Genomic DNA, 26,356 nt, shown 5'->3' on the forward strand with positions numbered 1-26,356 from the left:
CGGTAGAGCCACCCCATGGGTGGCTCTACCGTCAACGGCGCTCGATCGTGAACTTGCCCAGGCCCACGCCCAGGTCCCAGCCCTTGCCGGTACCGGCCAATGCCAGCGACACGTCGCCCTTGGTCATCACCTGCGCGTTGCTGGATTTGTCCGCGCCGGCATGCGCTTCCACCGACGCATAGGAACCGATCAGGTCATCCAGCGAATACGCGCCGGAGAATTTGCCCTTGCCGTCGACGATCTTCGACTTGCCCACGGTCAGCCCGCCACCCTTGACGGTGATCTTCACCGGGATGCGCGCGCCGTTGTCGCAGCTGATGGTGCCGGTACCGGAGGCGGTCTTGTACAGCACCGACCAGCCGGCCAGGTTGTAGTGCAGTTCGCAGTCGATGTTGCCGGCGGCCTGTGCCGCCGGAACCGCGGAGATACCCGCCAGTGCGATCAATGCCAGGGAGAACTTCTTCATGCGATCCGCTCGTACTCAGTGGGTGACGAGGCGAATCTAGCAGCGGCCGCGTATGGCCCGGATGAGGCCACACGCCGCCATCAGGCGACCGTTCAGCCAGCGTCGACCGGACCATCCAGGGTAAACGCGTCGGCATCGAGCATCGCCGGGAAGCGGGCGCGGTGCGCGGCCAGTGCGGCGGCCGAAATGGTGGTGGTGACCACCTGCTCCACCTCGCGCACTTCCACCTGCGGCTGGCCGAGGAAATCGATCACCGCGCTGTCGCCGGCGTAATGCAGCGCGTTGCCGTCCACGCCGACCCGGTTGACCGCGGCGACATAGCAGAGGTTCTCGATCGCACGGGCGCGCAGCAGCGTGCGCCACGGATACGCGCGGGCCGAGGGCCAGTTGGCGACGAAGATCTGCAGGTCGAAATCCAGCTCGCCCGGACGCTCCACGTCGAAGCGGTTGCGGCAGAACACCGGGAAACGCAGGTCGTAGCAGACCTGCGGGTTGATCCGCCAGCCCTTCCATTCCACGCTCAGGCGCTCGCTGCCGGCGGCATAGCGCAGGTGCTCGTTGCCGTAACGGAACAGGTGGCGCTTGTCGTAATGCTGCACCTCTCCGTCCGGGGTGGCCCACAGCAGCCGGTTGTAGACGCCCTGCCCCACGCGCAGCTGCACGCTGCCGGTGACCGCCGCGCCCAGCAATGCCGCCTGCTCGCGGATCCAGGCCACGGTCGGCCCGTCCATGTTTTCGGCCTTGTCGATGGCCTCGTTGGAGAAACCGCTGGTGAAGGTTTCCGGCAGGATCACCAGGTCGGTCTGTCCGGCCAGCGGCGCCAGCAGCGCGCCGTAATGATCACGGTTGCCGGCCGGATCGTGCCAGCGGGTGTCGCCCTGGACCAGGGAGATGCGCAGGTCGCCGCGTTCGATGGCCGCGCCCATCACAGCACCTGCAGGCGTGCGATCGCCGCGTCCAGGGTGGCGTCGTTCTTGGCAAAGCAGAGACGGACCAGGCGCTGGCCCTGCGGCGCGGTCTCGTAAAACGGCGACAACGGAATGGCGGCCACGCCCTTTTCAATGGTCAGCCACTTCACGAATTCATGGTCGGGCAGATCGCTGATCGCCGAATAATCCACCAGCTGGAAGTAACCGCCCGGCACCGGCAGCGGGGTCAGTCGGGTGGTCAGCAGCTGCTCGCGGAAACGGTCGCGCTTGGCCTGGTAGAACGCGCCCAGCTCCAGGTGATGTTCGGGCTCGTCACGGATCATCGCGGCGAAGCCGTACTGGGCCGGGCCGAAGCTGGTGAAGGTGTTGTACTGGTGCACCTTGCGGAACTCGGCGCTCATCGCCGGCGGTGCGATCGCGTAGCCGATCTTCCAGCCGGTGCAGTGATAGGTCTTGCCAAAGCTGGAGATCACGAACGCGCGCTCGCGCAGTTCCGGGTAGCGCAGTGCCGATTCGTGGCGGCGGCCGTCGTAGATGATGTGTTCGTAGACTTCGTCGGAAATCAGGTAGATACCGGTGCCGCGCAGCACGTCGGTCAGCGCCTGCATGTCATCGGCGGTCAGCATCGCCCCGGACGGATTGTGCGGGCTGTTGACCATCAGCAGACGGGTGCGCGGGGTGATCGCCGCGCGCACGCGGTCCCAGTCCACGGCGAAGGTCTGCGGGTCCAGCGGCACATGCACCGCACGCGCGCCGGCCAAGTCGATGGCCGGCTCGTAGCAGTCGTAGGCCGGGTCGAGCACGATCACTTCCTCGCCGGGGCGCACCACGGCGTGGATGGCGTTGAAGATCGCCTCGGTGGCGCCACTGGTCACAGTGACCTCGGTGTCCGCATCCACCTGCGCGCCGTACAGGTCCTGCGACTTCTGCGCGATGGCCTGGCGCAGCGGTGCCACCCCGGTCATCGGCGGGTACTGGTTCAGCCCTGCCTGCATCGCCTTGATGGTTTCATCGAGCAGCCGCTGCGGTGCGGAGAAATCCGGAAACCCCTGGCCCAGGTTCACGGCGCCATGCTCGGCGGCCAGCTGGGACATCACGGTGAAGATGGTGGTGCCCACCTTGGGCAGCTTGGTTTGCGGTTGCATCGGCAGGATCGAAGAAGAGATGACGAAGCGTCAGTGTAGACGGTAGGTCCCCACCGTTGGTGGGTGCCCCCCTGCGCCCATTACACTGTCCGCCCTTTCCGGTGCAAAGATCCCGCCCCTTGAACGCTCCTGCGTTGCTGGCCGCCCAAGGCCTTGGCTTCAGTCGCAACGATGAGCCGGTCTTCGGCCCGCTCGATTTCCACATCGATGCCGGTGAAGCGCTCCTGGTACAGGGCGACAACGGTGCCGGCAAGACCACCCTGCTGCGGGTGCTGGCCGGGCTGCTGCGCGCCGATACCGGGCAGGTGCAGATCGACGGGCGCCCGGCCGGGCACAAGGAACGGTCGCAGTTCGTGGCCTACCTGAGCCACCTGCCGGCGCTGAAGGCCGATCTGGACGCCCTGGAAAACCTGCATTTCCTGTGCGGTCTGCACGGCCGGCGCTCGCGCCAGATGCCGGGCAACGCGCTGGCCATCGTCGGCCTGGCCGGCTACGAGGACACCCTGGTGCGCCAGCTGTCGGCCGGGCAGAAGCGGCGCCTGGCGCTGGCACGGATATGGCTGTCGCCGGCACCGCTGTGGCTGCTCGACGAACCCTACGCCAACCTGGACCTGGACGGCATCAACCTGGTGAACCGGATGATTTCCGCACACCTGCGCAGCGGTGGCGCGGCCCTGGTCACCACCCACGGCGCGTATGCCGCCCCGCCCGTGCAGACCCGCCTGCTCAGCCTGGGAGCGGCGGCATGATCGCACCCGGCACTGAACCCGGCCTCTGGCAGACCGCGCGGGCGCTGGTCCGACGCGATCTCAAGCTGCTGTGGCGCCGCCGCGGCGATGCGTTGCAGCCGTTGATGTTCGCGGTGCTGGTGGTGGTGCTGTTCGCGCTGGCCCTGGGCCGCGAGCCGCAGTTGCTGGGCCAGGTGGCCACCGCCGTGCTATGGCTGGCGGTGCTGCTGGCTGGCCAGTTGTCGCTGGATTCGCTGTTCCGCAGCGACGCCGAGGACGGCTCGCTCGAGCAATGGCTGCTGGCCCCGGTGCCGCTGGCCTGGCTGGTGCTGGTGCGGGTGCTGCTGCACTGGGCGACCACCGCCCTGCCGCTGATCATCATGGCGCCGCTGCTGGCCGAAATGCTGCATCTGCCACATGACCAACTGCCCATCCTGCTGGCATCGTTGCTGCTGGGAACGCCATTGTTGAGCCTGATTGGTGGCGTGGTTGCCGCACTGACCGTGGGCATCCGGCGCTCTGGTATTCTCGTGGCGTTGCTGGCGTTGCCGCTGTACGTGCCGGTGCTGGTGTTCGGCGCAGGCAGCGTGGCGGCAGCGGCACGCGGGCAGGATCCGGTCGGTGCGCTGCTGTTGCTCGGCGCCGGGCTGGTGGTGGCACTGGTGCTCGCGCCGCTGGCCACTGCGGCGGCGATCCGGATTTCACTGCATTGAGCCATCGTCCACTGCACCATCGTTTCCAGCGTCATCGTTCAACAAGCCGCTCCATGTCCGTTGAATCGTCGCCCTTCGTTGGATAACCACCGCCGTATGCATCCGATTGTCCGCTGGTTCCACCAAACCGCTTCGCCGCCCACCTTCGACCGCTTTGCCGCGCGCTGGTCGCGCGTGTTCTGCGTGGCGGCGGTGCCGGTGCTGCTGATCGGGATCTGGCAGGGCCTGTTCGTGGTGCCACCGGAGCAGAGCCAGGGCGACGCCTTCCGCATCATCTACATCCATGTGCCCAGCGCGTGGATGAGCCTGTTCGTGTTCGCGCTGATGGCGCTGTACGCGGCCATCGCGCTGGTCTGGCGGATCAAGATCTGCGAGATCCTGGCGATGGCCTGCGCGCCGATGGGCGCCGGCTTCACCCTGATCACCCTGCTCACCGGCAGCATCTGGGGCAAAAGCACCTGGGGCACCTGGTGGGATTGGGACCCACGCATGACCAGCGAACTGATCCTGCTGTTCCTGTACTTGGGCGTGATCGGCCTGTATTACGCCATCGAGGATCGGCGCAGCGCCGCGCGCGCGGCCGGCCTGCTGGCCATCGTCGGGGTCGCCCTGCTGCCGGTCATCCGCTATTCGGTGGACTGGTGGGGCGGGCTGCACCAGCGCCAGTCGATCAATGTGTTCGGCGACAACGCGGTCCGCCCGGAACTGATCGCGCCGCTGTGGTGGATGGTGGTGGGCACCAAGCTGTGGTTCGCCGGTTCGCTGCTGGCCAAAGCTCGTGCCGACAACCTGCTGCGCGAGGCGGGCAAGGCGTGGGTTGGCGAGCGTATCGGCAGCGGTGACACCGCCGTTGCCCGGGAGCTGCCGCAATGACCCACCTGCCCTTCATCACTGCCGCCTTTGCGGTGTTCGGGCTGGTGCTGTGTTGCGATGCGTTCGGTTCGTGGCTGCGCCTGCGCCTGGCACGCTGGCAGGCCCGGCATCGCCAGCAGCGGCTGCAGGCGCGCGCCAAACCGCCGAGCAGCGCCATGCCCGCCACGGAGTTGAGCCGATGACGCCGGTACAGCGCCGCCGCATGATCTGGGTGCTGCTGTTGCTGCTTGCCTCGGGGCTGGCCACCACGCTGGTCGCCTTCGCCCTGCAACGCAATATCGCCTACCTGTACACGCCGGCCGAGGTGCTGCGCGGCGATGTCGATCCGCAGTCGCGGTTCCGCCTCGGCGGGATGGTGGTGAAGGGTTCCTTCCAGCGCGCCAGCGGTTCGCTGGAAGCGCAGTTCGTGGTCACCGATGGCGATGCAACCCTGCCGGTGAGCACTTCGCGGATCCTGCCGGACATGTTCCGCGAGGGCACCGCCGTGGTTGCCATGGGCCGGTTGCAGGACGGCCGCTTCATTGCCGATGAAGTGCTGGCCAAGCACGACGAGAATTACATCCCCAAGGAAGTGGCCGACAAGATGGGCCAGGCGCACACCAAGCACGACGTGCCCGTGACCGCACCCGAGGTGCGCTGAGTGCTGCCCGAGCTGGGGCAGATCCTGCTAGTGGCGGCGCTGCTGATGGCGGTGCTGCAGGCGGTGCTGCCTTTGTGGGGGGCGCAGCGCGGTTATCCGGCGTGGATGGCGGTAGCCCGGCCGGCCGCCTACGCGCAGCTGGTGCTGCTGCTCGGGGCCTTTTGTGTGCTCACCGCGGCCTTCGTCACCCAGGATTTCTCGGTGCGCTACGTCGCCGAAAACTCCAATTCGCTCTTGCCGCTGGCCTACCGTTATTCAGCAGTATGGGGCGCACATGAGGGCTCGCTGCTGCTCTGGGCGCTGGTGCTGGCGCTGTGGAACGGTGCGGTGGCGCGCTGGTCGCGGCAACTGCCGATGGTGGTGCTGGCGCGGGTGCTGGGCGTGCTCGGCATCATCGGCGTGGGCTTCCTGGCCTTCCTTATCTTCACCTCCAACCCGTTCGCGCGGCTGCTGCCGGCGCCGCTGGAAGGCCACGACCTCAACCCGCTGTTGCAGGATCCGGGACTGATCATCCACCCGCCAATGCTGTACCTGGGTTACGTCGGCTTTGCGGTGCCGTTCGCCTTCGCCATCGCCGCGCTGCTCGAAGGGCGCGTGGATGCACGCTGGCTACGCTGGACCCGGCCCTGGACCAATGTGGCCTGGGGCTTTCTCACCCTGGGCATTGCGCTCGGCAGCTGGTGGGCCTACTACGAGCTGGGCTGGGGTGGCTGGTGGTTCTGGGACCCGGTGGAGAACGCCAGCTTCATGCCGTGGCTGGCGGGCGCGGCGCTGATCCACTCCCAGGCGGTCACCGAAAAGCGCGGCAGCTTTGCCAGCTGGACGCTGCTGCTGGCCATCGCCGCGTTCGCGCTGTCGCTGCTGGGCACCTTCCTGGTGCGCTCGGGCGTGCTGACCAGCGTGCATTCGTTCGCCGCCGATCCCTCGCGCGGTACCTTCATCCTGATCTTCCTCGCGTTGGTGATCGGCGGCGCGCTGCTGCTGTACGCGCTGCGTGCCGGCGCGCTGGGCAACGATGACCCGCGGCGCGGTTTCATGCCGACCTCGCGCGAAACCCTGCTGCTGGCCAACAACCTGCTGCTCGCCGCCGCCTGCGCGATGGTGCTGCTGGGTACGCTGTACCCCCTGCTGGCCGATGCGCTGGGGCTGGGCAAGGTGTCGGTGGGCCCCCCCTACTTCGGCACGCTGTTCCTGCTGCTGATGGCACCGCTGGTGGCACTGCTGCCGTTCGGCCCGCTGGTGAACTGGCAACGCGACCAGGCCTCGCGCACGCTGTCCATGCTGGCACCGTGGGCGGCGCTGGCGCTGCTGCTGGGCGTCATCGCCTACTTCATGGCGCCGCAGGGCGCGCTCAAGACCGCCGCCGGGGTCACCGCCGCGGCGTGGGTGGCCTTGGGCACCGCGCGCTTCGTGTGGACGCGCCTGCGCGGCAACGGGCGCTTCAACGCCGAGATGGTGGGCATGCTGCTGGCCCACGGCGGCGTGGCGGTGTTCCTGGCCGGTGCGTTGCTGGTGGAAGCGCTGAACGTGCAGCGCGAGGTCGCCTTGTCGCCGGGGCAGTCGCTGCAGGTCAGTGGCTACGAGTTGCGCTTTGAAGGCGTGGACCACCAGCAGGGCCCCAACTACAGCGCCGACCGTGGCCATGTGCGGGTCATGCAGGGCGATCGCGAGATTGCCTTGCTGCACCCGGAAAAGCGCGCCTACGCCAGTGGCGGGCAGATGATGACCGAGGCCGGCATCCACGCCCGCCTCAACGGCGATATCTACGTGGCGCTGGGCGAGCCGCTGGGCAACAATGCATGGGCGGTGCGCGTGCACGTCAAACCCTTCGTCCGCTGGATCTGGCTGGGCGCATTGCTGATGGCACTGGGCGGCTTCGTCACCGCCGCCGACCGCCGTTTCCGTCGTCCCTGAGTATTGGAGTTTCCCCGTGTCCGATCCGCGCCCCGCCTCCCGTCCCCTGCCGCCCGTGGCCATCGTCATCGGCGTACTGTTCTTCTTCGGGCTGCTCGGGCTGATGGTGTACGGGGTGATGAAGTCCGGCGCGCCCGATCGCGATGTGCTGCCCTCGGCACTGATCGGCAAACCGGCCCCGGCCTTCATCCTGCCGGTGCTGCACGACCCGACCATCAAGGTCAGCAGCACCGAACTGCGCGGCGCGCCGTACGTACTCAACGTGTGGGGCAGCTGGTGCGCGGCCTGCCGCGAAGAACATCCCATCCTGACCCGTTTCGCCGAGACCAAGCGGGTGCGGGTGATCGGCTACAACTGGAAGGACGAACCGGCCGACGCGCTGCGCTGGCTGGAGCAGCTGGGCAATCCGTTCGTCCTGGTGCTGACCGACCTCGAAGGCCGCACCGCCATCGACTGGGGCGTGACCGCAGCGCCTGAGACCTTCCTCGTCGATGCCAGCGGCGTGGTGCGCTGGAAGTACAGCGGCGCGCTCAGCCAGCGCGTCATCGACACCCAGCTCATTCCCGAACTGGCCAAGGTGGAACGCGCCAATGCCAATGCCCAGAACCGCCTGCCGGCCGCGCCGTAACCTGCGCTGCGGCCGCCTGCTGCGCGGCGCGCTGTTGGCCACGGCGCTGCTGATGCCGCTGGTGGCGCTGGCCCAGGCGGTCTCCGACCCGACCCCGTTGCACTATCGCGATGCCGCCGAAGAGGCGCGCTTCCATGCGCTGGCCGCGGAACTGCGCTGCGTGCAATGCCAGAACCAGTCACTGGCCGATTCCAATGCGCAGATCGCCCACGACCTGCGCCGTGAAGTGCTCGCGCTGATGCAGCAGGGCCGCGACGACGCGCAGATCAAGCAGTTCCTGGTCGACCGTTACGGCGAGTTCGTGCTGTACCGGCCGCCGATGGATGCGCGCAACGGCCTGCTGTGGTTTGGCCCGGCGATCTTCCTGCTCGGCGGTGCCGGCGTGATGGTGTGGGTGGTGCGTCGGCGCAGCCGGCAGATCCAGCCGCTGGATGACCGGGGGGAAGGCTGGTGAGCGCCGTCCTGCCGATCCTGGCGGCGTTGGCCGCCGCCCTCGTCGCGGCGCGGGTGCTGTGGCCGCTGCGCAGTGCAGGACGACGCGCGCCGTTCATCGCCATGGTGCTGGCCATCGGCGCCGCAGCAGGCGCGCTGTATCTGCTGGTGGGCACCCCGCAGGCCGCCGTGCAGATTGCCGACGCGCGCGAGCCGACCACGCTGCGTGATGGCGTGGCGGAGCTGCAGCAGGCGCTCGCGCGCGATCCACAGCGCGCCGATGGCTGGGCCCTGCTCGGCCGCTCGCAACTGGCGCTGGGCAAGCCGGCCGAGGCCAACGCCGCCTATGCGCGGGCACTGCAGCTGGCGCCGGATGAGCCCGCCGTACTGGTCGAAGCCGCACAGGCCCGCGCCCAGGCCAATCCGGGCAAGCAGTTCGACGACACCGCGCTGCAGTGGCTGCGCCATGCACAACAGATTGCCCCGGACAGCGACCGCGCCGGCTGGCTGATCGGCATCGCCCTGCGCCAGCGCGGGCAGGACGCCGAGGCTGCGGCCACGTGGGAAGCCTTGCTGCCGCGACTGGATCCGCCCGCTGCAACGGCCCTGCGCGAGCAGATCGCGATCGCCCGCGCGAAGGCCGGTGTTCCTGCGGGTGCAACCGCACCCGTGGCGGCCGCATCGACCCGCCAGGGACTGATCGTCACCGTCGCACTGGACCCCACGTTTGCCGCACGCGCAACGCTGCCCGACGACGCCAGCGTGTTCGTGATCGCCCGCGTGCCCGGCGGCCCGCCGATGCCGGTGGCGGTGGAAAAACACGCGCTCGGCGACCTGCCGCTGCGGGTGACGCTGGACGATGCGGACAGCCCGATGCCGACCCAGCCCTTGTCCGCGCTGCAGGAGGTGGAGGTTTTCGCGCGCGTGTCCGCCTCCGGACAGGCCAACCGCCAGCAAGGCGACATCGACTCGCCGCTGGTCCGCGTGCGCCTGCCGCATGAGGGCCCGGTGCCGCTGGTGATCGGCACGCCGTGACTGCCGCCGCGATGCAGCGTGCCGCCACTGACACGGCGTACCGTCCGGACCCGGCTAAAATGCGCGCATGACTGAATTCATCCCGCCCGGCACGCGCTACCACGCCCTGCCCTCGCCCTTCCCGTTCAAGCGCGGCGGTCAACTGCTGGACGCGCACGTGGCCTATGAAACCTGGGGCACGCTGGACGCCAAGGCGAGCAACGCGATCCTGATCGTCACCGGCCTGTCGCCGGATGCGCACGCCGCCGCCAACGCCGACAACCCGGCCGCCGGCTGGTGGGAAGGCATGCTCGGCCCGGGCAAGGCGATCGATACCGAGCGCTGGTTCGTGGTCTGCGTGAACTCGCTGGGCAGCTGCAAGGGCTCCACGGGACCGGCCAGCATCGACCCGGCCACCGGCGCGCTGTACCGCCTGCAGTTCCCTGAACTGTCGATCGAAGACGGCGCGCGTGCTGCGGTCGAGGTGGTGCGTGCGTTGGGCATCGCCCAGCTGGCCTGCGTGATCGGCAACTCGATGGGCGGCATGACCGCGCTGGCCGTGTTGCTGCTGCACCCGGGCATCGCGCGCAGCCACATCAACATTTCCGGCAGTGCGCAGGCGCTGCCGTTCTCGATCGCGATCCGCTCGCTGCAGCGTGAGGCGATCCGGCTGGACCCCAAGTGGGATCTCGGCCGTTACAGCGACGACAGCTACCCGGAATCGGGCATGCGCATGGCGCGCAAGCTGGGCGTGATCACCTACCGCTCCGCGCTGGAATGGGACGGTCGCTTCGGCCGCGTGCGGCTGGATTCGGACCAGGCCGACGATGACCCGTTCGGCCTGGAATTCCAAGTGGAAAGCTACCTGGAAGGCCATGCGCGCCGCTTCGTGCGCTTCTTCGACCCCAACTGCTACCTCTACCTGAGCCGCTCGATGGACTGGTTCGACCTGGCCGAGTACGCCGACGGCGACGTGCTCGCCGGACTGGCGAAGATCCAGGTCGACAAGGCGCTGGCGATCGGGGCGAACACCGACATCCTGTTCCCGGTGCAGCAGCAGCAACAGATTGCCGACGGCCTGCGCGCCGGTGGCGCCGACGCACGCTTCATCGGGCTGGATTCACCGCAGGGGCACGATGCGTTCCTGGTGGATTTCGCGCGCTTCGGGCCGGCGGTGGGCGAGTTCCTTTCCGCGCTCTAAGGACAGACATGCGACTGCAGGGAAAGCTAAGCGAGTGGGACGACGCACGCGGGTTCGGCTTCGTGCAGCCCAATGGTGGAGGTGAGCGTTGCTTCGTGCATATCCGCGCATTTGCGGCGCGCGATCGACGCCCAGCGCTTGGCGACGTCATTACCTACGAGGTTCAGCGCGATGCCCAGGGGCGCCGCAATGCCACACAGGTGCGCTTTGCGCTGCAGCGTGGCGGAACGCGCGGTACCCCTGCCGCCGAGCGGAAGGGTCGCGATATCTTCCCTCGCAAAACCGTCGCACTGCTGTTCCTCGCTGGCGTGGCTGGGCTCTCGGCGTGGATGCACTGGCCCATGTGGCTGCCCGCCACGTATCTGGGCGTCAGCGGCGTGACCTATTTGTTCTACTGGCACGACAAAAGCGCTGCGCGTAACGACCGGCAGCGCACCCCTGAGAAAACCCTGCAACTGCTTGCCTTGTTCGGCGGCTGGCCCGGCGCCTTGTTCGCGCAGTCGGTGCTGCGCCACAAGAATCGCAAGACATCGTTCCAAGGGGTGTTCTGGGTGGCGGTCGTGATCAACCTGATCGCGCTGACATGGCTGATCCGCGACATCGCCGGGTAGAGCCACGCCATGCGTGGCTAGCGCAGCAATGGGGCACCAATCAATGCACCCGGCGGTTCCCTCACTGCAGGGAGGCCCATGGATTGGGCCAGGCCCAGCGTCCTTTACTTCCCTGCAGAGCGTTCGCGCTTACCTTCTTCGCGCTGCGCGGTCGCGCGACTTTTCGCGAACTCCGGGAACGTCTCCGCCAGCGACGCCTTGTCCGGCAACACGTAGAACACCCCGCCGCGTTCAAACGTGGACCGGACGATGCGCTCGTAGAACTCCGACGACACGTTGATGCAGCCGTGGGTGACGCGGTTGTCGTCCGGCGTAGGCGATGCAAGGCGTTCGGCACGTTTTTCGGCCGGCGTGCCAGGCGGCGTGGGATGGATGGAAACGGCGGAGTCGTAGTCCACCCACAGCACGCGCCCGGCGTCGATGGACGGACCATAGCCACCCACGAAGCGACCGGCGGGCGTGGTGCGATCGCGGCCTGGAATTTCGCGCAGCGCGAGGCCGGCGACGCCGGGGGCCGAATGATCGCCGGTGGCCGAGCCAAACAGCGCAGGCGCTGCGCCGCGAAGCCGACCATCACCGCCGAATATGAGGATCTGCGCAGCAGCCTTGTCCATGATCGCGAACGGATAGCCCTGGCTGTCCTTGCTGGCGACAACCCAGCCCGCCAGTTCGATCACGGTGTCGGACACTTCCTGGCCTTGTGGAAGCTCATCAATGGCAGCTACCGGCTGCGCGGCCGCATCCTCGGCGCTGGCCGCACCGACGGTCGCCAACGCGAGCGCCATGGCCAGTGCGCCACAGGCGGCCCGGAATGCAGGGGATAAGTACGTATGGATGGGACAACTCCGTGGAATGCAGACGTCGTGATCAAAGGAGCCCGGTGGCCGCAACGGCCACCGGGTCCCGATTCAGATGCTCTTCAAAACTTGTGCTTCTGACCGCGTGCCAAAGAACGATTAACCGCGCGGCTTGCGACGGGGTGCCTGTTCGAGCTGCTGGACGCGGCCTTCAATTTGATCCAGACGCTGGTTGGCCTGCTGCGCGGACTGGTTCGCCGATTCGGCGCTCTGCGCCGCACCCTGCACCTTGGTGTCAAGTTGATCGAGGCGGGAGTTGATCGATGCAAATTCGTTTTTGTAGGTGGCGCAGGAACTAAGTCCCACGGTGGCGACAATCGCGATGCCGAGCGTACGAACCATTTTCAGATGCTGCTGGGTTAAGGACATTGCACACCCTCCTTTCGTCTGGGGTACCCGGAATATAGCGGCCTTTTTGTTGCGTCCATGAAAAGGCTTCAGCTGAAGTTGGAAGACGTGGAGGGGGCGTGAAGAACGGACGGCCCCGGCACGGCGGCCGACATGCCGTGCTTGCTCAGCCCGCGCTGTTCCCCGGGCCTGGCAGCGCGAACGACCAGACGCAGGACGCGTCTGGTCGTCTCAGGCATCACATCGCATACGCCCGTCTTGCCTTCAGCCCGCCGCTTCCAGCTTCCTGCGCGGCGTGACAACGCCCGCTGCGCGCAGGTACCGCCAGTATTTGCCAATGAAGATGCCGGTGAACCCACCCGACAGCAGCAGGTAAGCGGCGCGGAACATGCCATCGGCGCTCAGCGAAGGGGACGCGGAAAGCGCGACTTCGAAACCGTACTTCACCGCAAACGTGACCAGCAGCAGCGGCAGCAGGCTGTAGTCCGCGCTGCGCCACAACTTCCCCGTTGAGGTGTTCATGGTGAGCGTTGCCCGCCGCAGCAGCATCCACCCCAGGACTGCGCCCGCGCCGATGCCAACCAGCCATTCGCCCCATGCTTCCCAGGCGCCGCCGAAACGGCCACTTATCGACCACAGGCCCCAAGCGGTGAAGAGGGCCGGCACGATGGCCAGCTTCGTGAGCGAGGCTTCGGCGGGCTTCATCGCAGCGACGCCGCGCGTGATCAGAAAGACCAGAAGCCCCCAGACCCACACAGGGGTATTCGAAATGAGTTGCTGCAGCATGATCACGGGAAGTTCCTTGAAGTGGGCGGGTGCCGGCCATGTAACGCCGTGCGGGAGTAGGTCCATTCTCGCTTTGCGCCAGCCCGGGACAAGTGACAGGTGTCAGGCATCAGGAAGTACATTTTGGGTGGCGCGACGGCTTGCAGACATGCCTGCGGTGGCAGTGCACAGCCATGCGGCAGTTGCCCTGCTCGCCAACCGGGATCACCTTGATGATGCGGTCGCCAGGATCGGGGGGCCAGGGTTGAATGACTGCGTCGATGCCACGCCTGCCCATCAGTTCCCGGGCTGCACCCGCGAGCCTTGTCGAGGTCCTGCGGTGTTTCGCAGCGGCCTTACAAATGTCGCAACGTTTCTGCCCCAGCCACCGTCAGGTTGTGGGTGGCCGGTCAGCGGGTTGCGCCGTCCGGCAGCGTGATAAACTGAACGGTTGCATCCACCTTCCTGCCAGCCCATGACCTCCACGCCCAAACCCCGCGTTGCCACCCCGGCCGGCGCCGCCTTGCGCATACTGCTGCCGTTGCTGGTGGTCATGCTTTTCTTCCTCGGCAGCGGGTTCCTCGCGGGCAAGAACATCCGCACCATTCGAGAGGGCAGCGCCCTGGTGATCCGCTCCCAGGAGACGATGACCGCCCTGGGCGATGTGCTCTCGGCGGTACAGGACGCCGAAACCGGCCAACGCGGCTATCTGCTGACCGGGGACGACAGCTACCTCGAACCCTATCGAACGGCACTGGCGGTTGCCAGCACGCGGCTGGAGGCCATGGAAAAGGCCTTTGTGGACGACCCTGCGCAAGCGGACCGACTCAAGCTGCTAGGGCGTCGGGTCCAGGACAAGCTGGACGAACTGCGTGAAACGATCGAGCTGCGCCGCACGCAAGGGCTGGAACCTGCCCTGGCTGTGGTCGGCTCCAATCGCGGCAAGGCGGCCATGGACGACATTCGCGCGCGCCTGGCCGCCATGGGCGCCATCGAACTGGAAAAGCGCGCCCGGCGCCTGACGGAGATGGAATCGGCTTACAGCGCGGCGCTGACCTCGGGCGCGGCCAGTGCCGTGCTGGGCAGTGTGCTGACGATTTTCATCGCCGTCCTGCTCCGCCGCCATTCGCGGGCACGCGAACGGGATGCCTGGTTGCAGCGGGGCCGGCTTGAGCTGGCCACGGCGACCGGCGGCGACCTGGACAGCGGCGCACTTGCACGCGCCAGCCTGGGCTTCCTCGCGCGCTTCACCGGCGCCGAGGCGGGCATGTTGTTCGTGCCTGGGGCCGCCGGCTTCCGGCAGATCGGCGCGGTGGGCACCGCTTCAGCGCCGGACGGCACCGACGGGCTGCGCGGCGCCGGAAGCCTGCTCGGCCGCGCGGTGGACGAGAAGCGCGCGCTTGTCGTGTCGGATGTGCCGCCGGGCTACTTCACGATCGGCTCGGGACTGGGTCACGCCCAGCCTCGCCACCTGGTCATCGCCCCGAGCATCCACGAGGGCGAGGTGAGCGGCGTGATCGAGCTGGGTTTCTTCGGTGCGGTGCCCGCCGACGTCGTCGAACTGCTCGAGCTTGCCTCCGGGGACATGGCGGTCGCCCTGCGATCAGCGGCCTACCGGGCCAAGCTGACCGAGCTGTTGGCGCAGACGCAGCGACAGTCCGAGGCGCTGCAGGTGCAGAGCGAGGAGCTGCGGGTCTCCAACGAGGAACTGGAGGAACAGAGCCGTGCGCTGCGCGGCTCCCAGCACGAGCTGGAGGAGCAGCAGGCCGAACTGGAACAGACCAACAACCAGTTGTTCGACCAGTCGCAGCAGCTTGAAGAAGAGCGCGACAAGCTCGCGCGCGCCAACGCGGCCATCGTGGCCGAATCGCACAAGGTGCAGCGCGCCAGCCAGTACAAGTCCGAGTTCCTGGCCAACATGTCCCACGAGCTGCGCACGCCGCTCAATTCCGCACTCATTCTTTCCAAGCTGCTGGGCGACAACCGCGACGGCAACCTCAGCGCGGAACAGGTGAAGTTCGCGCGGACCATCCATGCGTCCGGCAGCGACCTGCTCAACCTCATCAATGAGATCCTCGATCTGTCCAAGATCGAAGCCGGGCACATCGAGGTGCATGCCGAGCGCTTTGGCGTGGAGAAACTGCTGGCGGACATCGCCGCACTGCTCGGCCCGGTTGCCAGCGAAAAGGGCCTGTCACTGGACGTATCGATGACGGCCGACTGCCCACAGGTGGTGGAATCCGATCGCCAGCGCATCGAGCAGATCCTCAAGAACCTCCTGTCGAACGCGTTGAAGTTCACCGACACCGGTGGCGTGACCGTATCGGCGGCGGCGGCGCCCGACGGCCGGGTGGCGTTCTCGGTGACCGACAGCGGCATCGGCATCGCGCCCGAGCAGCAGACGCGCATCTTCGAGGCCTTCCAGCAAGCTGACGGATCGATCAGCCGGCGCTACGGCGGCACGGGCCTGGGGCTGTCCATTTCGCAGGAGCTCGCACGACTGCTTGGCGGCGACATCACCGTGGAAAGCGAGCCCGGCAACGGCAGCTGTTTCCGGCTGGTGGTCGCGGCGCGGCTGGCAGGCCCGACGGCGGCGCCCGCGCGCGCCACGTCCGCCGCCATCCGCCCTGCCCCGCATCAGGATGCCAGGCCCGCACCGCTTCCCACGCGCCCGCCAAGCGATGCAGGCGCAACGGTGAGCAACAACGGACGGGGCCTGATCCTGATCGTAGAGGACGACCTCGCCTTCAGTCAGATTGTCAGCGACCTTGCCAGTGAAATGGGCTTCCGCGCGCAGGTAGCGCACACCGCGAGCGAGGCGCTGGCCGCCGCGCGTGCGGAGCTTCCGCACGCCATCGTGCTGGACGTCGGCCTGCCCGACCAATCGGGGCTGTCGGTGCTCGACGTACTCAAACACGATATGCGCACACGGCATATTCCCATCCACGTGATTTCGGCGATGGATCATTCGCGCAAGGCGCTGTCGCTCGGTGCGGTGGGCTATCTCGGCAAGCCGACCACCCGCGAGGAACTGGCCGACGTGCTGCTCTCCCTGGAGCGCCGGCTGTCGCAGCGTCCGCGTCTGGTCCTGGTGGTCGAGGATGACGCCGTCCAGCTGGATGCGGTACGCGAGCTGCTGGGCCTGGCCGACGTAAAGACGATCGGCGCGCGCTCGGCGGCCGAGTGCATCCAGGCGCTGGCACAGCATACGTTCGACTGCATGGTGCTGGACCTGACGCTCCCCGATGCATCGGGATTCGAGCTGCTCGAGATGCTCAGCGAGCAGAGCCCGCATGCGCTGCCGCCGATCATCGTCTATACGGGCAGGGTATTGTCGCCCGCCGAAGAGGTGCGACTGGGCCGCTACTCCAGTTCGATCATCATCAAGGGCGCGCGCTCACCCGAACGCCTGCTCGATGAAGTCACGCTGTTCCTGCACCAGGTGGTCAGCGATCTACCCGAATCGAAGCAGGGCATGATCCGCACGGCGCAACACCGGGACACGGCACTGGAAGGTCGCCGCGTGCTCATCGTCGAGGATGATGTCCGCAACATCTACGCGCTGATGAACGTGCTTGAGCCACATGGCTGCAAGGTGTCCATCGCACGCAACGGCCAGGAAGCCATCGACACCCTGACCGCCGCGGTCGCGGGCCCGGCACCCATTGACCTGGTGCTGATGGACATCATGATGCCGGTCAAGGATGGCCTGACCGCGACGCGGGAGATCCGACAGGACGGCCGCTTCGCCAAGCTGCCGATCATCGCCCTCACCGCCAAGGCGATGCCTGACGATCAGCAGCAGTGCATCCAGGCCGGTGCCAACGACTACGTCGCCAAGCCGCTCGACGTGGACAAGCTGGTGTCGTTGATCCGGGTCTGGCTGATGCCCTGACCTGCGGGGGAGTTTTTCCTGGGCGACGGCTCTGTCGCCCAGGAACCGTGCAGGTGTGTGCGCTGTTGCAGCGGGCTGGCGGTAACCCGGGGAGCGCTGGTGGTGTGATGCGTTCGCTTCATGCGCACGCGAGATCGAGTTTGCGGCGTTGTTCAACGGGCCCTGGCAATGTCGTACACGGGATACGTGGATCGCCTGACAAGAACACGCCCGACTGCGGAGCCATACATTGCTCCATGGCGGGGCCATTGCCGGCGAATCCAGGCGGCCGCTGCAGGGTCGGCAATCCGTCCTGCAATCGACTGTCCGTCATGCCAGCAAGCATCACCACCTGCTTTTCAGCCTGCTTACCGCAACTGCCCCCCGTGCAAGCGATAACTCCGGTGCACGATGCCCTCAGGCAATTCATCGTGGGTGATCATCAGCAGACTCCGATGACCCAGTGCAGCCACCATGTCATGCAGCAATGCATGCGCGGTATCCACATCCAGGCCTTCGGTAGGCTCGTCCAGCAGCAGGATCGGCGACTCCCGCAGGAATGCGCGCGCCAGTGCCAGCCGGCGCGCCTGTCCCGCCGACATCGTGGCGCCGTTCTCGCCGACCCACGCCTGTAGACCCCCAAGCTGCTCGGCCCAGCCGAGCAGCCGCACATCGGCCAGCACCTGCCACAGGCGTGCATCACTGGCCTGCGGATCGCCCAGGCGCAGGTTGTCGGCAATGCTGCCGGCAAACACCGGCGCGTTCTGCGGCAACCAGGCGATCTGCCGGTGCCAGTCGGCCTGACGGAACTGGCGGATATCGATGCCGCCGTAACGCACATAGCCCGCTTCCGGGTCCCACAGCCGTAGCAGCAGCGAGGACAGCGTGGTCTTGCCGCTGCCACTGTCGCCACCGATGGCGATGCGCTCGCCCGGGCGCAGCTGGAGTTGCACGCCGTCCAGCAGCACGCGGGCCTGGTCCGGCCAACGGAAGACGACGTGCTCGAAGCTCACCGTGGCCGCTTGTGCAGGCATCGCCACCGGGTCGAGCGGCTCGGTCACGCCCGGCGCCTGCTCCACGATCTGCTCCAGGCGCCCGGCCGCCACGCGCCCGGACAACCACGACTGCCAGGCCAGGCCAATGCCCGCCCACAGCTCCAGCAGGGCCACGGTGAGGAACACCAGCCCGGCTGCGAGCGCTGCATCGATGGCGCCGGTTTCAACGCCATGCAACGCCAGCCACAGCATCGCCACCAGCCCGACAGCGGCACATAGGCCATGCAGCGCATTGCCGCCGATCAACCGCCAGCGCCGACGCCGGTCGCGCGATTTCAGCTGCTTGGCCGCCACCAGCACGCGCAGGTTCCAGTGCTCGCGCGCCTGCAGCGCGGTCAGGTCGGCCGCACCTTCCAGGCCTTCGAAGGACTGCGCACGCAGCTGCGCGCGGTGCAGCGCGCGGTCGCGCTCCTGCTCACCGGCACCGCGCACAGTGAGCCACGGCACGCCGACACCGATCAGCAACGCCAGCGCGCCCAGCAGCAGCGCGGCCGGCGGATGGATGAGGGCTGCCGAAACCACGCCCACCAGCGATATCCCACCGAGTGCCAGCAACGGCCCGATCGCACGCACCAGCAGACCGTCGACTTCGCCGATGTCCGACATCAACCGGGCCAGCAGCTCGCCGGTGCGCACGCCGGCCAACCGCGCCGGTGCCAACGGCAGCGCGCGACGGAAGAACCACACGCGCAGGTCGCGCGCGATGCGCAGGGTGACATCGTGGCCGACCAGTTTTTCGAAATAGCGCGACGCGATGCGCGCCATGGTCAGGCCACGGATGCCCGCCGACGGCGAGAAGAAGTTGAAGCCGCTGCCCAGCCCGGCCGCGCCGGCCAGCGCGGCCGCCGTGAGGAAGCCACCGGACAGACCGAGCAGCGCGGTGCCGGCCAGCATCGTGGTCCACAGCAGCAGCACGGTCAGCAGCAGGCGGCCGCGATGGCGGGTGAACACCGAACGCAGCGAATCGGCAGCGGCGCGCGGGGGACGTTGCGTGCTCATGCCGAGGTCTCCGTGGTGGTCACCGACGTACCGGTGGCGCTCAGGGTGAGCCGCGTATCGGCCCAGCGCATCGCCACCTCGCTATGGGTGGCGATCACCACGCAGCGACCACGCGCGAACGCGGCCAGGGTACGCAGCAGGTCGGCTTCGGTGTCGGCATCGAGGAAGGCCGTCGGCTCGTCGAGCAGCAGCAGGTGCGGGTCGCGCAGCAGCAGGCGGGCCAGCCCGATGCGGCGCGCTTCGCCACCGGACAGACCAAAGCCGCGCTCGCCGATCACCGTGTCCAGCCCCTTGGGCAAGCCGGCGGCAAAGCGCATCACCTGCGCAGCCTCCGCTACCGCGCGCAGGTGCGCATCGGTGGCGCCGGGGTCGGCCAGGCGCAGGTTGTCGGCGATGCTGCCGTGGAACAGGTACGGGCGCTGTCCTGCATAGCCGACGTCCATGCCCGGACGCAGCACGATGCTGCCCGACTGCGGTGGCAGCCAGCCGGCCAGTGCTTCGAGCAACGTGCTCTTGCCGCTGCCGCTGGGGCCGACCAGCGCCAGGCGCTGGCCGGCCTGGATCTGGAACGACAGCTGCTGGATCACATCGTGCTGCGCCCCCACCGGGCGCAGCACCAGGTCGCGCACCACCACCGGTGGCGCGTGCTGCTCCAGCAGCTCCGGCGCGCGCGGCACGGCGGCCCGCGCATCGCCGGCATCGGTGGCTGGCGGGAGTTCGCCGAGCAGGCGTTCCACCTCGGCAGCAGCGGCCAGTGCATTGGCGCGATCGTGGTAATGCGCGGCCAGGCGCCGTAGCGGTGCGTAGAACTCCGGCGCCAGCAGCAGGCAGAACATGCCCACGCCCAGCGTGGGCACCTGCGCATGCAACGACATCAGGCCCAGGTAGCTCAGGCCCAGGTACAGCGCGACCATCGCCACGCTCACCGAGGCGAAGAATTCCAGCACGGTCGAAGACAGAAACGCGATCCGCAGCACTTTCATGGTGCGCTCGCGCACGCCTTCGGCCGCGGCAGCCACGCCGTCCAGCTCGGCCTCACCACGGCCGTACAGGCGCAGCAAGCCCAGGCCCTTGATGCGGTCGGCGAAGTGCCCGCTCATCCGCGCCAGCTCGCCCAGCTGCGCGCGTCCGGCCGCTTCGGCGCCCCACCCGACCAGCATCATGAAGAACGGCACCAATGGCGCGGTGAACAGCAGGATCAACGCCACTACCCAGTCGGTCCAAGCCACGGCTAGCAGTATCAGCAGCGGCACCACCACCACCTCGATCCGCACCGGCTGGTAGCCGCCGTAATAATTCTCGATCGCATCGGCATGGGTCAGCATCAGCTCACCCAGCTCGCCCGTGCGCTGCTGCCGCAACCACAGTGGGCCCCGCGCCAGCAGCCGCCGATACACCCGTTCACGCAGGGCCAGCCGGGCGGCATCGGCGACGTCGCCCGCGGCAGCCTGGGTGGCGCTGGCCAGCAGCGCGCGGACCGTCAACACCCCCAGCAGACCTACCAGCACCGGGGTGGCGCTCGCCAGTGGCCGGTGTTCGACCAGGATCGCCTGGATCAGCCAGGCGATGGCGGCGGCCTGGCCGATCAGCAACGCCCCGGACACGCAGATGCACGCCGCCGCCCAGCGCTGGCGCCCGCGCGCGGCCGCGCCGAGGCTGCCCAGCCACAGCAGGCGCTGCCGACGCAGGGCGGTGGTCTCAACAGCAGTGGCTTCGGGGCGTATGCTCACGTGGGATCACAGGGGGACACAGGGAAGTTCCAGTCGATTGTAGTGGGTGCCGGCATGGCACCCGTGCGGCAAGCGGTCGCAGCGTGCCCGGGGGCATACGATTCCTTCGCCGCCGGGTTTGTACATTGATCTGAATCAAGGCTGTTTGAAGTTGCAGGTCACAGAATTCATCCCGTAGACCCCCTTCCCGCCACCTGAAACGGCAAAACCCAACGAGGTAGCCAGGCCATGATTGATTCGACAGTCGTAGAACTGTCGCGGCTGCAATTCGCTCTGACCGCGATGTACCACTTCCTTTTCGTACCGCTCACGCTTGGCCTGTCCTTCCTGGTGGCCATCATGGAGAGCGTGTACGTCATGACCCGCAAACAGGTCTGGCGGCAGATGACCCTGTTCTGGGGCACGCTGTTCGGCATCAACTTCGCCATCGGCGTGGCCACCGGCCTGGTGATGGAATTCCAGTTCGGCATGAACTGGTCGTATTACAGCCACTACGTCGGCGACATCTTCGGCGCACCGCTGGCCATTGAAGGCCTGATGGCGTTCTTCCTGGAAGCGACCTTCATCGGTCTGTTCTTCTTCGGCTGGAAGCGCCTGACCCCGGTGAAGCATCTGGCCGTGACCTGGCTGATGGCACTGGGCACCAACCTGTCGGCGGTGTGGATCCTGATCGCCAACGGCTGGATGCAGAACCCGACCGGTGCGGTATTCAACCCGGAAACGATGCGCATGGAAGTGGTGGACTTCGCCGCGGTGCTGTTCAACCCGGTGGCGCAGGCCAAGTTCGTGCATACCGTCAGTGCCGGCTACGTGACCGGCGCGATCTTCGTCATGTCCATCAGCGCGTTGTACCTGCTGCGCAACAAGCACCGGGACATGGCCCGCCGCTCGTTCGCGGTGGCCGCGGCCTTCGGCCTGCTGTCGTCGCTGTCGGTGGTGGTGCTGGGCGACGAGAGCGGTTACGCCGCCAGCGAACATCAAAAGATGAAGCTGGCCGCGATCGAGGCGATGTGGGAAACCGAGCGTGCCCCGGCTGATTTCACCGCTTTCGGCATTCCCAACCAGACCACCCACACCAACGACTACGCGATCAAGATCCCGTACCTGATGGGGCTGATCGCCACCCGTTCGCTGGACCAGCCGATTCCCGGCATCCTGGAGCTGGTGGGCCGTGCGGAGAACCGCATCCGCGGTGGCCAGCTGGCCTACGGTGCGCTGGAGCGCGTGCGCAAGGACAAGAACGATCTTGAAGCGCGCGAGATGTTCGACCGCCACTGGCAGGACCTGGGCCATGGCCTGCTGCTCAAGCGTTACCGCGAGGACATCCTCAACGCCACTCCGGAGGAAATCTCCAAGGCCGCGATGGATACCGTGCCGCGCGTCGCCCCGCTGTTCTGGACCTTCCGCATCATGGCGGGCTTGGGCTTCTACCTGATCGCGTTCTTCGCGGTGGCCTTCTACTTCTCCTGCCGCAACAGTTTCCAGGACAAGCGCTGGTTCCTGAAGCTGGCCGTGTGGTCGCTGCCGGCACCGTGGATTGCGATCGAATGCGGCTGGTTCGTGGCCGAGTACGGCCGCCAGCCGTGGGCGGTGGATGGCGTGCTGCCCACCTTCTATGCGGCGTCGGGCCTGGCACTGCACGAGATCCTGACCACGCTGGCGGTGTTCACCGCGCTGTACACGGTGCTGCTGGTGATCGAGGTCAAGCTGATGCTCAAGGCGATCCGCAAGGGTCCGGACGACATCCTGCCCTCGCTGCAGGCTGACATCCGCCCCGTTTCCCCCGTTGTTGCCGCCCCCGGCCAGGCCTGAGGCAGGAGAATCCAGATGGACTTCATTGCACTTGATTACACCACGCTCCGCGTGATCTGGTGGCTGCTGCTCGGCATCCTGCTGGTCGGCTGGGCAGTCATGGACGGTTTCGACCTCGGGGTGGGCACGCTGCTGCCCTTCGTGGCCCGCACCGATGACGAACGCCGGTTGGTGATCAACACCGTCGGCCCGGTATGGGAAGGCAACCAGGTTTGGCTGGTGCTCGGCGGCGGCGCGATCTTCGCCGCATGGCCGCCGCTGTATGCGGTCAGCTTCTCCGGGTTCTACCTGGCGGTGTTTGTGATGCTGTTCGGGCTGATCCTGCGCCCGGTCGGCTTCAAGTACCGCAGCAAGATGCCCAGCAAGCGCTGGCGCGACAACTGGGACCGGGTGCTGTTCGTCGGTGGCCTGCTGCCGGGCCTGATCGCCGGCGTGGCGGTGGGCAACGTGCTGGTCGGCGTGCCGTTCCACTTCGATGACAGCATGCGCATCTTCTACACCGGCTCGTTCTTCGGCCTGCTCAATCCGTTCGCACTGGTCGCCGGGCTGGTCAGCGTGGCCATGCTGGTGTCGCACGGTGCGGCCATGCTGGTGCTCAAGACCGACGGCCCGGTGGCCGAACGTTCGGCCCGCTATGGCAGCGTCGCCGCGATGATCAGCTTGGTGCTGTTCGCCGCTGCCGGCGTCTGGGTCGCCTTCGGTCTGCCCGGCTATCAGATCACCTCGCAGGTGGTCACCGATGGCCCGACCAACCCGCTGTTGAAGACCGCCGAACTGGGCACCGTCGCCGGGGGCTGGCTGCGCAACTACAGCACCATGCCGGCGACCCTGGTGTTCCCGATCGTCGGCCTGCTCGGCGCACTGGCCAGTGCGGTACTGCTGCGGGCCCGTCGCGGCGGCCTGGCGTTCATCGCCTCGGGTGCCTCCATCGCCGCCATCATCCTCACCGTCGGCTTTGCGATCTTCCCGTTCCTGCTGCCCTCCTCCAGCCAGCCCATCTCCAGCCTGACCGTCTGGGACAGCTCGTCCAGCCATCTCACGCTGTGGATCATGCTGCTGGCCACGGCCATCTTCCTGCCGATCATCCTGGCCTACACGACCTGGGTCTACCGGGTGATGAAGGGCAAGACGACCGCCGAGGAAATGGGCAACAACCCCAACGCGTATTGATGCCCCGTGTGCCGGCCCTGCGTCGGCACCTACCCCGCACATAGGAGATTGACCATGTGGTATTTCGCCTGGATCCTCGGCGCCGGCCTTGCCTCGGTGGTGGCCATCCTCAACGGCATGTGGTTCGAAGCCCGCGAGACCGGCCGCATCGACAACGCATGACGCTGCAAGCGTAAAAAAAGGTTGCCGGCCCGGTCTTCACACCGTATCCTTGTCGGCTCCTTCGGGGTGTAGCTCAGTCTGGTAGAGCGCTACGTTCGGGACGTAGAGGTCGCAGGTTCGAATCCTGTCTCCCCGACCACTTCGGTGGTCGCATTGAAGCCTGGAGGCGTCATTTCCAGGCGTTCGTGTCAAAGGGCCGTGGCAACACGGCACCGAAGGTGAATACAACATCCCCCTTGCCGCCGAATGCGGGGATGGCTACAATAGGCGGCTCCTTACGGGGTGTAGCTCAGTCTGGTAGAGCGCTACGTTCGGGACGTAGAGGTCGCAGGTTCGAATCCTGTCTCCCCGACCAAGTACTGGTCACATTGAAGCCTGGAAGACTCACGTCCTCCGGGCTTTTTCGTATGTGTCGTTCTGGGTGCCCCCGCGGTTATGGCAGCCCGTGCGTTTGCCGGGCGGAGAGCAGCCGAGCGTGGCTCGGCTCTACCGTCATGGAGCGGTGAGGCGTTCAACGAGCCCGCATGGACGGATTTACCGGATTTACCGCGTGTCCCGCATGTCCACGATCCCGGCCCTGCCAGGTGTGACCGCGTTTCATCGCCCGGACAGACCGCGCGGGTACAATGCCCGCCTTCGGGATGCGCGCGGCCTGCCCCATCCCTGTCGTTGAATCCACGCCGCCTTCCGCCACTGGCCGGGAGCGGCGTTTCCGCACATCCGCCCCACGGTGTTGCGCCACCTGCAAGAGATCCATGTCCATGACCCAAGCCGCCCCCCACGCATCGCCGCTCCTGCACGGACGCGTCCTGGCCTTTGCCGCCATCCTGCTGGCTGCGCTGAACCTGCGTACCGCGGTCACCTCGGTGACCCCGCTGCTGGATCTCCTCGGCCAGACCTTTGGCTTTGGGACCACCATGACCGGCGTGCTCGGCATGCTGCCCACCGCCTCGTTCGCGCTGTTCGGCGTCACCACGCCCATGGTCGCCCGCCGCATCGGCCTGGAACGCACCGCTTTGCTCGCCATGGGCCTGGCTACCGTCGGCCTGCTGCTGCGCTCGATGGCGGGCGGTATCGGCAGTCTGCTGTTCGGCTCGATCGTGGCGCTGGCCGGCATGGGCATCGGCAACGTGGTGGTGCCGCCGCTGGTGAAGCGCTACTTCGCCAACCGCGTCGGCACCGTCAGCACGCTGTACATCACCGTGCTGCAGATCGGCACGATGATGCCCGCCCTGCTCGCCGTGCCGCTGGCCGAAAGCGCCGGCTGGCGCGTCTCGCTCGGCATCTGGTCGATCCTTGCCCTGGCTGCCGCGCTGCCCTGGATGATGCTGGCCCGCCGCCGCCCGCATCCGGACCCGCTGGACTCCGCCGCCGATCCGGCCGCGCAGCCGCACGGCAAGGTCTGGCGCACGCCGCTGGGCTGGGGCATGACGTTGATGTTCGGCATGACCTCGCTGATGACCTACTCGATGTTCACCTGGTTGCCGCGCATCGTGGTGGAAGCCGGTGCCACGCCGGGGTTCGGCGGGATCATGGTCGCCATCTTCGCCGCGTGCGGCCTGCTGCCGTCGCTGACCATGCCCGCGCTGGCAGTGCGCCTGCGCAATCCCTTCCCGCTGGTGCTGATCGGTTTTTCCGCGTTCCTGATCGCGTTCGCCGGGTTGCTGTTCGCGCCGATGAAGGCACCGTGGCTGTGGGCGATCCTGCTCGGCATCGGGCCGTCCACGTTCCCGCTCGCACTGACGCTGATCAACCTGCGTACCCGCACCCCGGCCGGCTCGGCGGCGTTGTCCGGGTTCATGCAGGGCGTCGGTTACGCCTTCAGCTGCCTGGGACCGTTCCTGTTCGGCTGGCTCCATGAAATCAGCGGCGCGTGGTATCTGCCGTTCGGGTTCCTGGTGGTCTGCGCCGTGATCCTGCTGACCGCTTCGTGGGTGGCGTGCAAGCCGCAGAAGCTGGAAGACCAGTGGTGATCTGACCACCGGTAGTGCCGGCCGCTGGCCGGCTGCTCTTTGGGTCGGCTACGGCCGCTGGACGGCTGCCTTTCGGTGGGATGTGGAGGAGCCGGCCAGCGGCCGGCACTACCTGTTGCGCCCATTTGCGTGGTGTGCGCCGTGATCCTGCTGACCGCTTCGTGGGTGGCGTGCAAGCCGCAGAAGCTGGAAGACCCGTGGTGATCTGACCACCGGTAGTGCCGGCCGCTGGCCGGCTGCTCTTTGGGTCGGCTACGGCCGCTGGCCGGCTGCTCTTTGGGTCGGCTACGGCCGCTGGCCGGCTGCGCTTTGGGTCG

The 26,356-nt window shown here is 67.3% G+C and carries 24 protein-coding genes and 2 tRNA genes; 18 read left to right on the forward strand and 8 right to left on the reverse strand.

From position 1 onward, the window contains the following. Positions 1-31 precede the first annotated feature (31 nt). The 3 genes from NR101_RS05590 to NR101_RS05600 all read right to left on the reverse strand — a co-directional run bounded on the left by NR101_RS05590 (position 32) and on the right by NR101_RS05600 (position 2,540). On the reverse strand, positions 32-466 hold the full coding sequence (locus NR101_RS05590) for a hypothetical protein (protein WP_256775599.1): 435 nt from the start codon (positions 464-466) through the stop codon (positions 32-34). A gap of 92 nt (positions 467-558) precedes the next feature. Further along, entirely contained in the window at positions 559-1,392 is an 834-nt protein-coding gene (locus tag NR101_RS05595; protein WP_256775601.1) for an amidohydrolase, read from the reverse strand. Next, positions 1,392-2,540, reverse strand: coding sequence for a pyridoxal phosphate-dependent aminotransferase (locus NR101_RS05600; protein ID WP_256775602.1), 1,149 nt, complete (start codon positions 2,538-2,540; stop codon positions 1,392-1,394). The genes NR101_RS05595 and NR101_RS05600 overlap by 1 nt, the downstream gene beginning before the upstream one ends. Before the next feature lie 119 nt (positions 2,541-2,659). Between NR101_RS05600 and ccmA the strand changes: the two genes are divergently transcribed. The 11 genes from ccmA to NR101_RS05655 all read left to right on the forward strand — a co-directional run bounded on the left by ccmA (position 2,660) and on the right by NR101_RS05655 (position 11,294). Further along, complete coding sequence (ccmA, locus tag NR101_RS05605; protein ID WP_256775603.1) at positions 2,660-3,289, forward strand: heme ABC exporter ATP-binding protein CcmA; 630 nt, start codon at positions 2,660-2,662, stop codon at positions 3,287-3,289. Next, the gene (ccmB, locus tag NR101_RS05610) at positions 3,286-3,981 is read left to right on the forward strand and encodes a heme exporter protein CcmB (protein ID WP_256775604.1); all 696 of its coding nucleotides are present in this window, start codon (positions 3,286-3,288) and stop codon (positions 3,979-3,981) included. The genes ccmA and ccmB overlap by 4 nt, the downstream gene beginning before the upstream one ends. 96 nt (positions 3,982-4,077) lie before the next feature. Continuing rightward, complete coding sequence (ccmC, locus tag NR101_RS05615) at positions 4,078-4,854, forward strand: heme ABC transporter permease CcmC (protein ID WP_256775605.1); 777 nt, start codon at positions 4,078-4,080, stop codon at positions 4,852-4,854. Beyond that, positions 4,851-5,036 (forward strand): heme exporter protein CcmD, encoded by a 186-nt coding sequence (locus tag NR101_RS05620; RefSeq protein WP_256775606.1) that lies wholly within the window; start codon positions 4,851-4,853, stop codon positions 5,034-5,036. The genes ccmC and NR101_RS05620 overlap by 4 nt, the downstream gene beginning before the upstream one ends. After that, positions 5,033-5,494 (forward strand): cytochrome c maturation protein CcmE, encoded by a 462-nt coding sequence (ccmE, locus tag NR101_RS05625; protein WP_256775607.1) that lies wholly within the window; start codon positions 5,033-5,035, stop codon positions 5,492-5,494. The genes NR101_RS05620 and ccmE overlap by 4 nt, the downstream gene beginning before the upstream one ends. After that, positions 5,495-7,408 carry a heme lyase CcmF/NrfE family subunit gene (locus NR101_RS05630; RefSeq protein WP_256775608.1) on the forward strand — a complete coding sequence of 638 codons (1,914 nt, stop codon included), beginning with the start codon at positions 5,495-5,497 and terminating at the stop codon, positions 7,406-7,408. A 16-nt stretch (positions 7,409-7,424) separates the two neighbouring features. Beyond that, positions 7,425-8,036, forward strand: coding sequence for a DsbE family thiol:disulfide interchange protein (locus NR101_RS05635; protein ID WP_256775609.1), 612 nt, complete (start codon positions 7,425-7,427; stop codon positions 8,034-8,036). Positions 8,037-8,055: 19 nt separating this feature from the next. Further along, on the forward strand, positions 8,056-8,490 hold the full coding sequence (locus tag NR101_RS05640; protein WP_256775641.1) for a cytochrome c-type biogenesis protein: 435 nt from the start codon (positions 8,056-8,058) through the stop codon (positions 8,488-8,490). Further along, positions 8,484-9,503 carry a tetratricopeptide repeat protein gene (locus tag NR101_RS05645; protein ID WP_256775642.1) on the forward strand — a complete coding sequence of 340 codons (1,020 nt, stop codon included), beginning with the start codon at positions 8,484-8,486 and terminating at the stop codon, positions 9,501-9,503. The genes NR101_RS05640 and NR101_RS05645 overlap by 7 nt, the downstream gene beginning before the upstream one ends. Positions 9,504-9,570: 67 nt before the next feature. Next, positions 9,571-10,683: a homoserine O-acetyltransferase gene (locus NR101_RS05650; protein WP_256775610.1), complete on the forward strand. Its 1,113-nt coding sequence runs from the start codon at positions 9,571-9,573 to the stop codon at positions 10,681-10,683. A gap of 8 nt (positions 10,684-10,691) precedes the next feature. Then, positions 10,692-11,294, forward strand: a complete 603-nt coding sequence (locus tag NR101_RS05655; RefSeq protein ID WP_256775611.1) for a DUF1294 domain-containing protein — start codon at positions 10,692-10,694, stop codon at positions 11,292-11,294. A 104-nt stretch (positions 11,295-11,398) separates the two neighbouring features. On the opposite strand, the gene NR101_RS05660 is transcribed toward NR101_RS05655, so the two are convergent. From NR101_RS05660 to NR101_RS05670, 3 genes are all read right to left on the reverse strand, one after another. Beyond that, complete coding sequence (locus tag NR101_RS05660; RefSeq protein ID WP_256775612.1) at positions 11,399-12,079, reverse strand: hypothetical protein; 681 nt, start codon at positions 12,077-12,079, stop codon at positions 11,399-11,401. A 171-nt stretch (positions 12,080-12,250) separates the two neighbouring features. Continuing rightward, positions 12,251-12,520: a hypothetical protein gene (locus NR101_RS05665; protein ID WP_256775613.1), complete on the reverse strand. Its 270-nt coding sequence runs from the start codon at positions 12,518-12,520 to the stop codon at positions 12,251-12,253. A 243-nt stretch (positions 12,521-12,763) separates the two neighbouring features. Beyond that, positions 12,764-13,291, reverse strand: a complete 528-nt coding sequence (locus NR101_RS05670; protein WP_256775614.1) for a DUF6622 family protein — start codon at positions 13,289-13,291, stop codon at positions 12,764-12,766. 520 nt (positions 13,292-13,811) lie between these two features. Between NR101_RS05670 and NR101_RS05675 the strand changes: the two genes are divergently transcribed. Beyond that, on the forward strand, positions 13,812-17,159 hold the full coding sequence (locus NR101_RS05675) for a response regulator (RefSeq protein WP_256777718.1): 3,348 nt from the start codon (positions 13,812-13,814) through the stop codon (positions 17,157-17,159). 347 nt (positions 17,160-17,506) lie between these two features. Here NR101_RS05675 and cydC read toward each other — a convergent pair whose 3' ends face one another. Then, complete coding sequence (gene cydC / locus NR101_RS05680; protein WP_256775616.1) at positions 17,507-19,192, reverse strand: thiol reductant ABC exporter subunit CydC; 1,686 nt, start codon at positions 19,190-19,192, stop codon at positions 17,507-17,509. Beyond that, positions 19,189-20,880, reverse strand: a complete 1,692-nt coding sequence (cydD, locus tag NR101_RS05685) for a thiol reductant ABC exporter subunit CydD (RefSeq protein WP_256775643.1) — start codon at positions 20,878-20,880, stop codon at positions 19,189-19,191. Before cydD ends, cydC begins: the two co-directional genes overlap by 4 nt. A 270-nt stretch (positions 20,881-21,150) precedes the next feature. Between cydD and NR101_RS05690 the strand changes: the two genes are divergently transcribed. The 6 genes from NR101_RS05690 (at position 21,151) to NR101_RS05715 (ending at position 26,039) form a co-directional block, all read left to right on the forward strand. Next, positions 21,151-22,734: a cytochrome ubiquinol oxidase subunit I gene (locus NR101_RS05690; protein ID WP_256775617.1), complete on the forward strand. Its 1,584-nt coding sequence runs from the start codon at positions 21,151-21,153 to the stop codon at positions 22,732-22,734. Between the two features lie 15 nt (positions 22,735-22,749). After that, positions 22,750-23,904, forward strand: a complete 1,155-nt coding sequence (cydB, locus tag NR101_RS05695) for a cytochrome d ubiquinol oxidase subunit II (RefSeq protein ID WP_256775619.1) — start codon at positions 22,750-22,752, stop codon at positions 23,902-23,904. Between the two features lie 54 nt (positions 23,905-23,958). Then, on the forward strand, positions 23,959-24,066 hold the full coding sequence (cydX, locus tag NR101_RS05700) for a cytochrome bd-I oxidase subunit CydX (RefSeq protein ID WP_256775620.1): 108 nt from the start codon (positions 23,959-23,961) through the stop codon (positions 24,064-24,066). 62 nt (positions 24,067-24,128) lie between these two features. Continuing rightward, positions 24,129-24,205: transfer RNA gene (locus tag NR101_RS05705), tRNA-Pro, on the forward strand. 139 nt (positions 24,206-24,344) lie between these two features. After that, positions 24,345-24,421, forward strand: a tRNA-Pro gene (locus NR101_RS05710). A 400-nt stretch (positions 24,422-24,821) separates the two neighbouring features. Beyond that, entirely contained in the window at positions 24,822-26,039 is a 1,218-nt protein-coding gene (locus NR101_RS05715) for an MFS transporter (protein WP_256775621.1), read from the forward strand. The last annotated feature ends 317 nt before the right edge of the window (positions 26,040-26,356 follow it).

The organism is Stenotrophomonas sp. Ste86 (assembly GCF_024519465.1).
Classification (GTDB): Bacteria; Pseudomonadota; Gammaproteobacteria; order Xanthomonadales; family Xanthomonadaceae; genus Stenotrophomonas.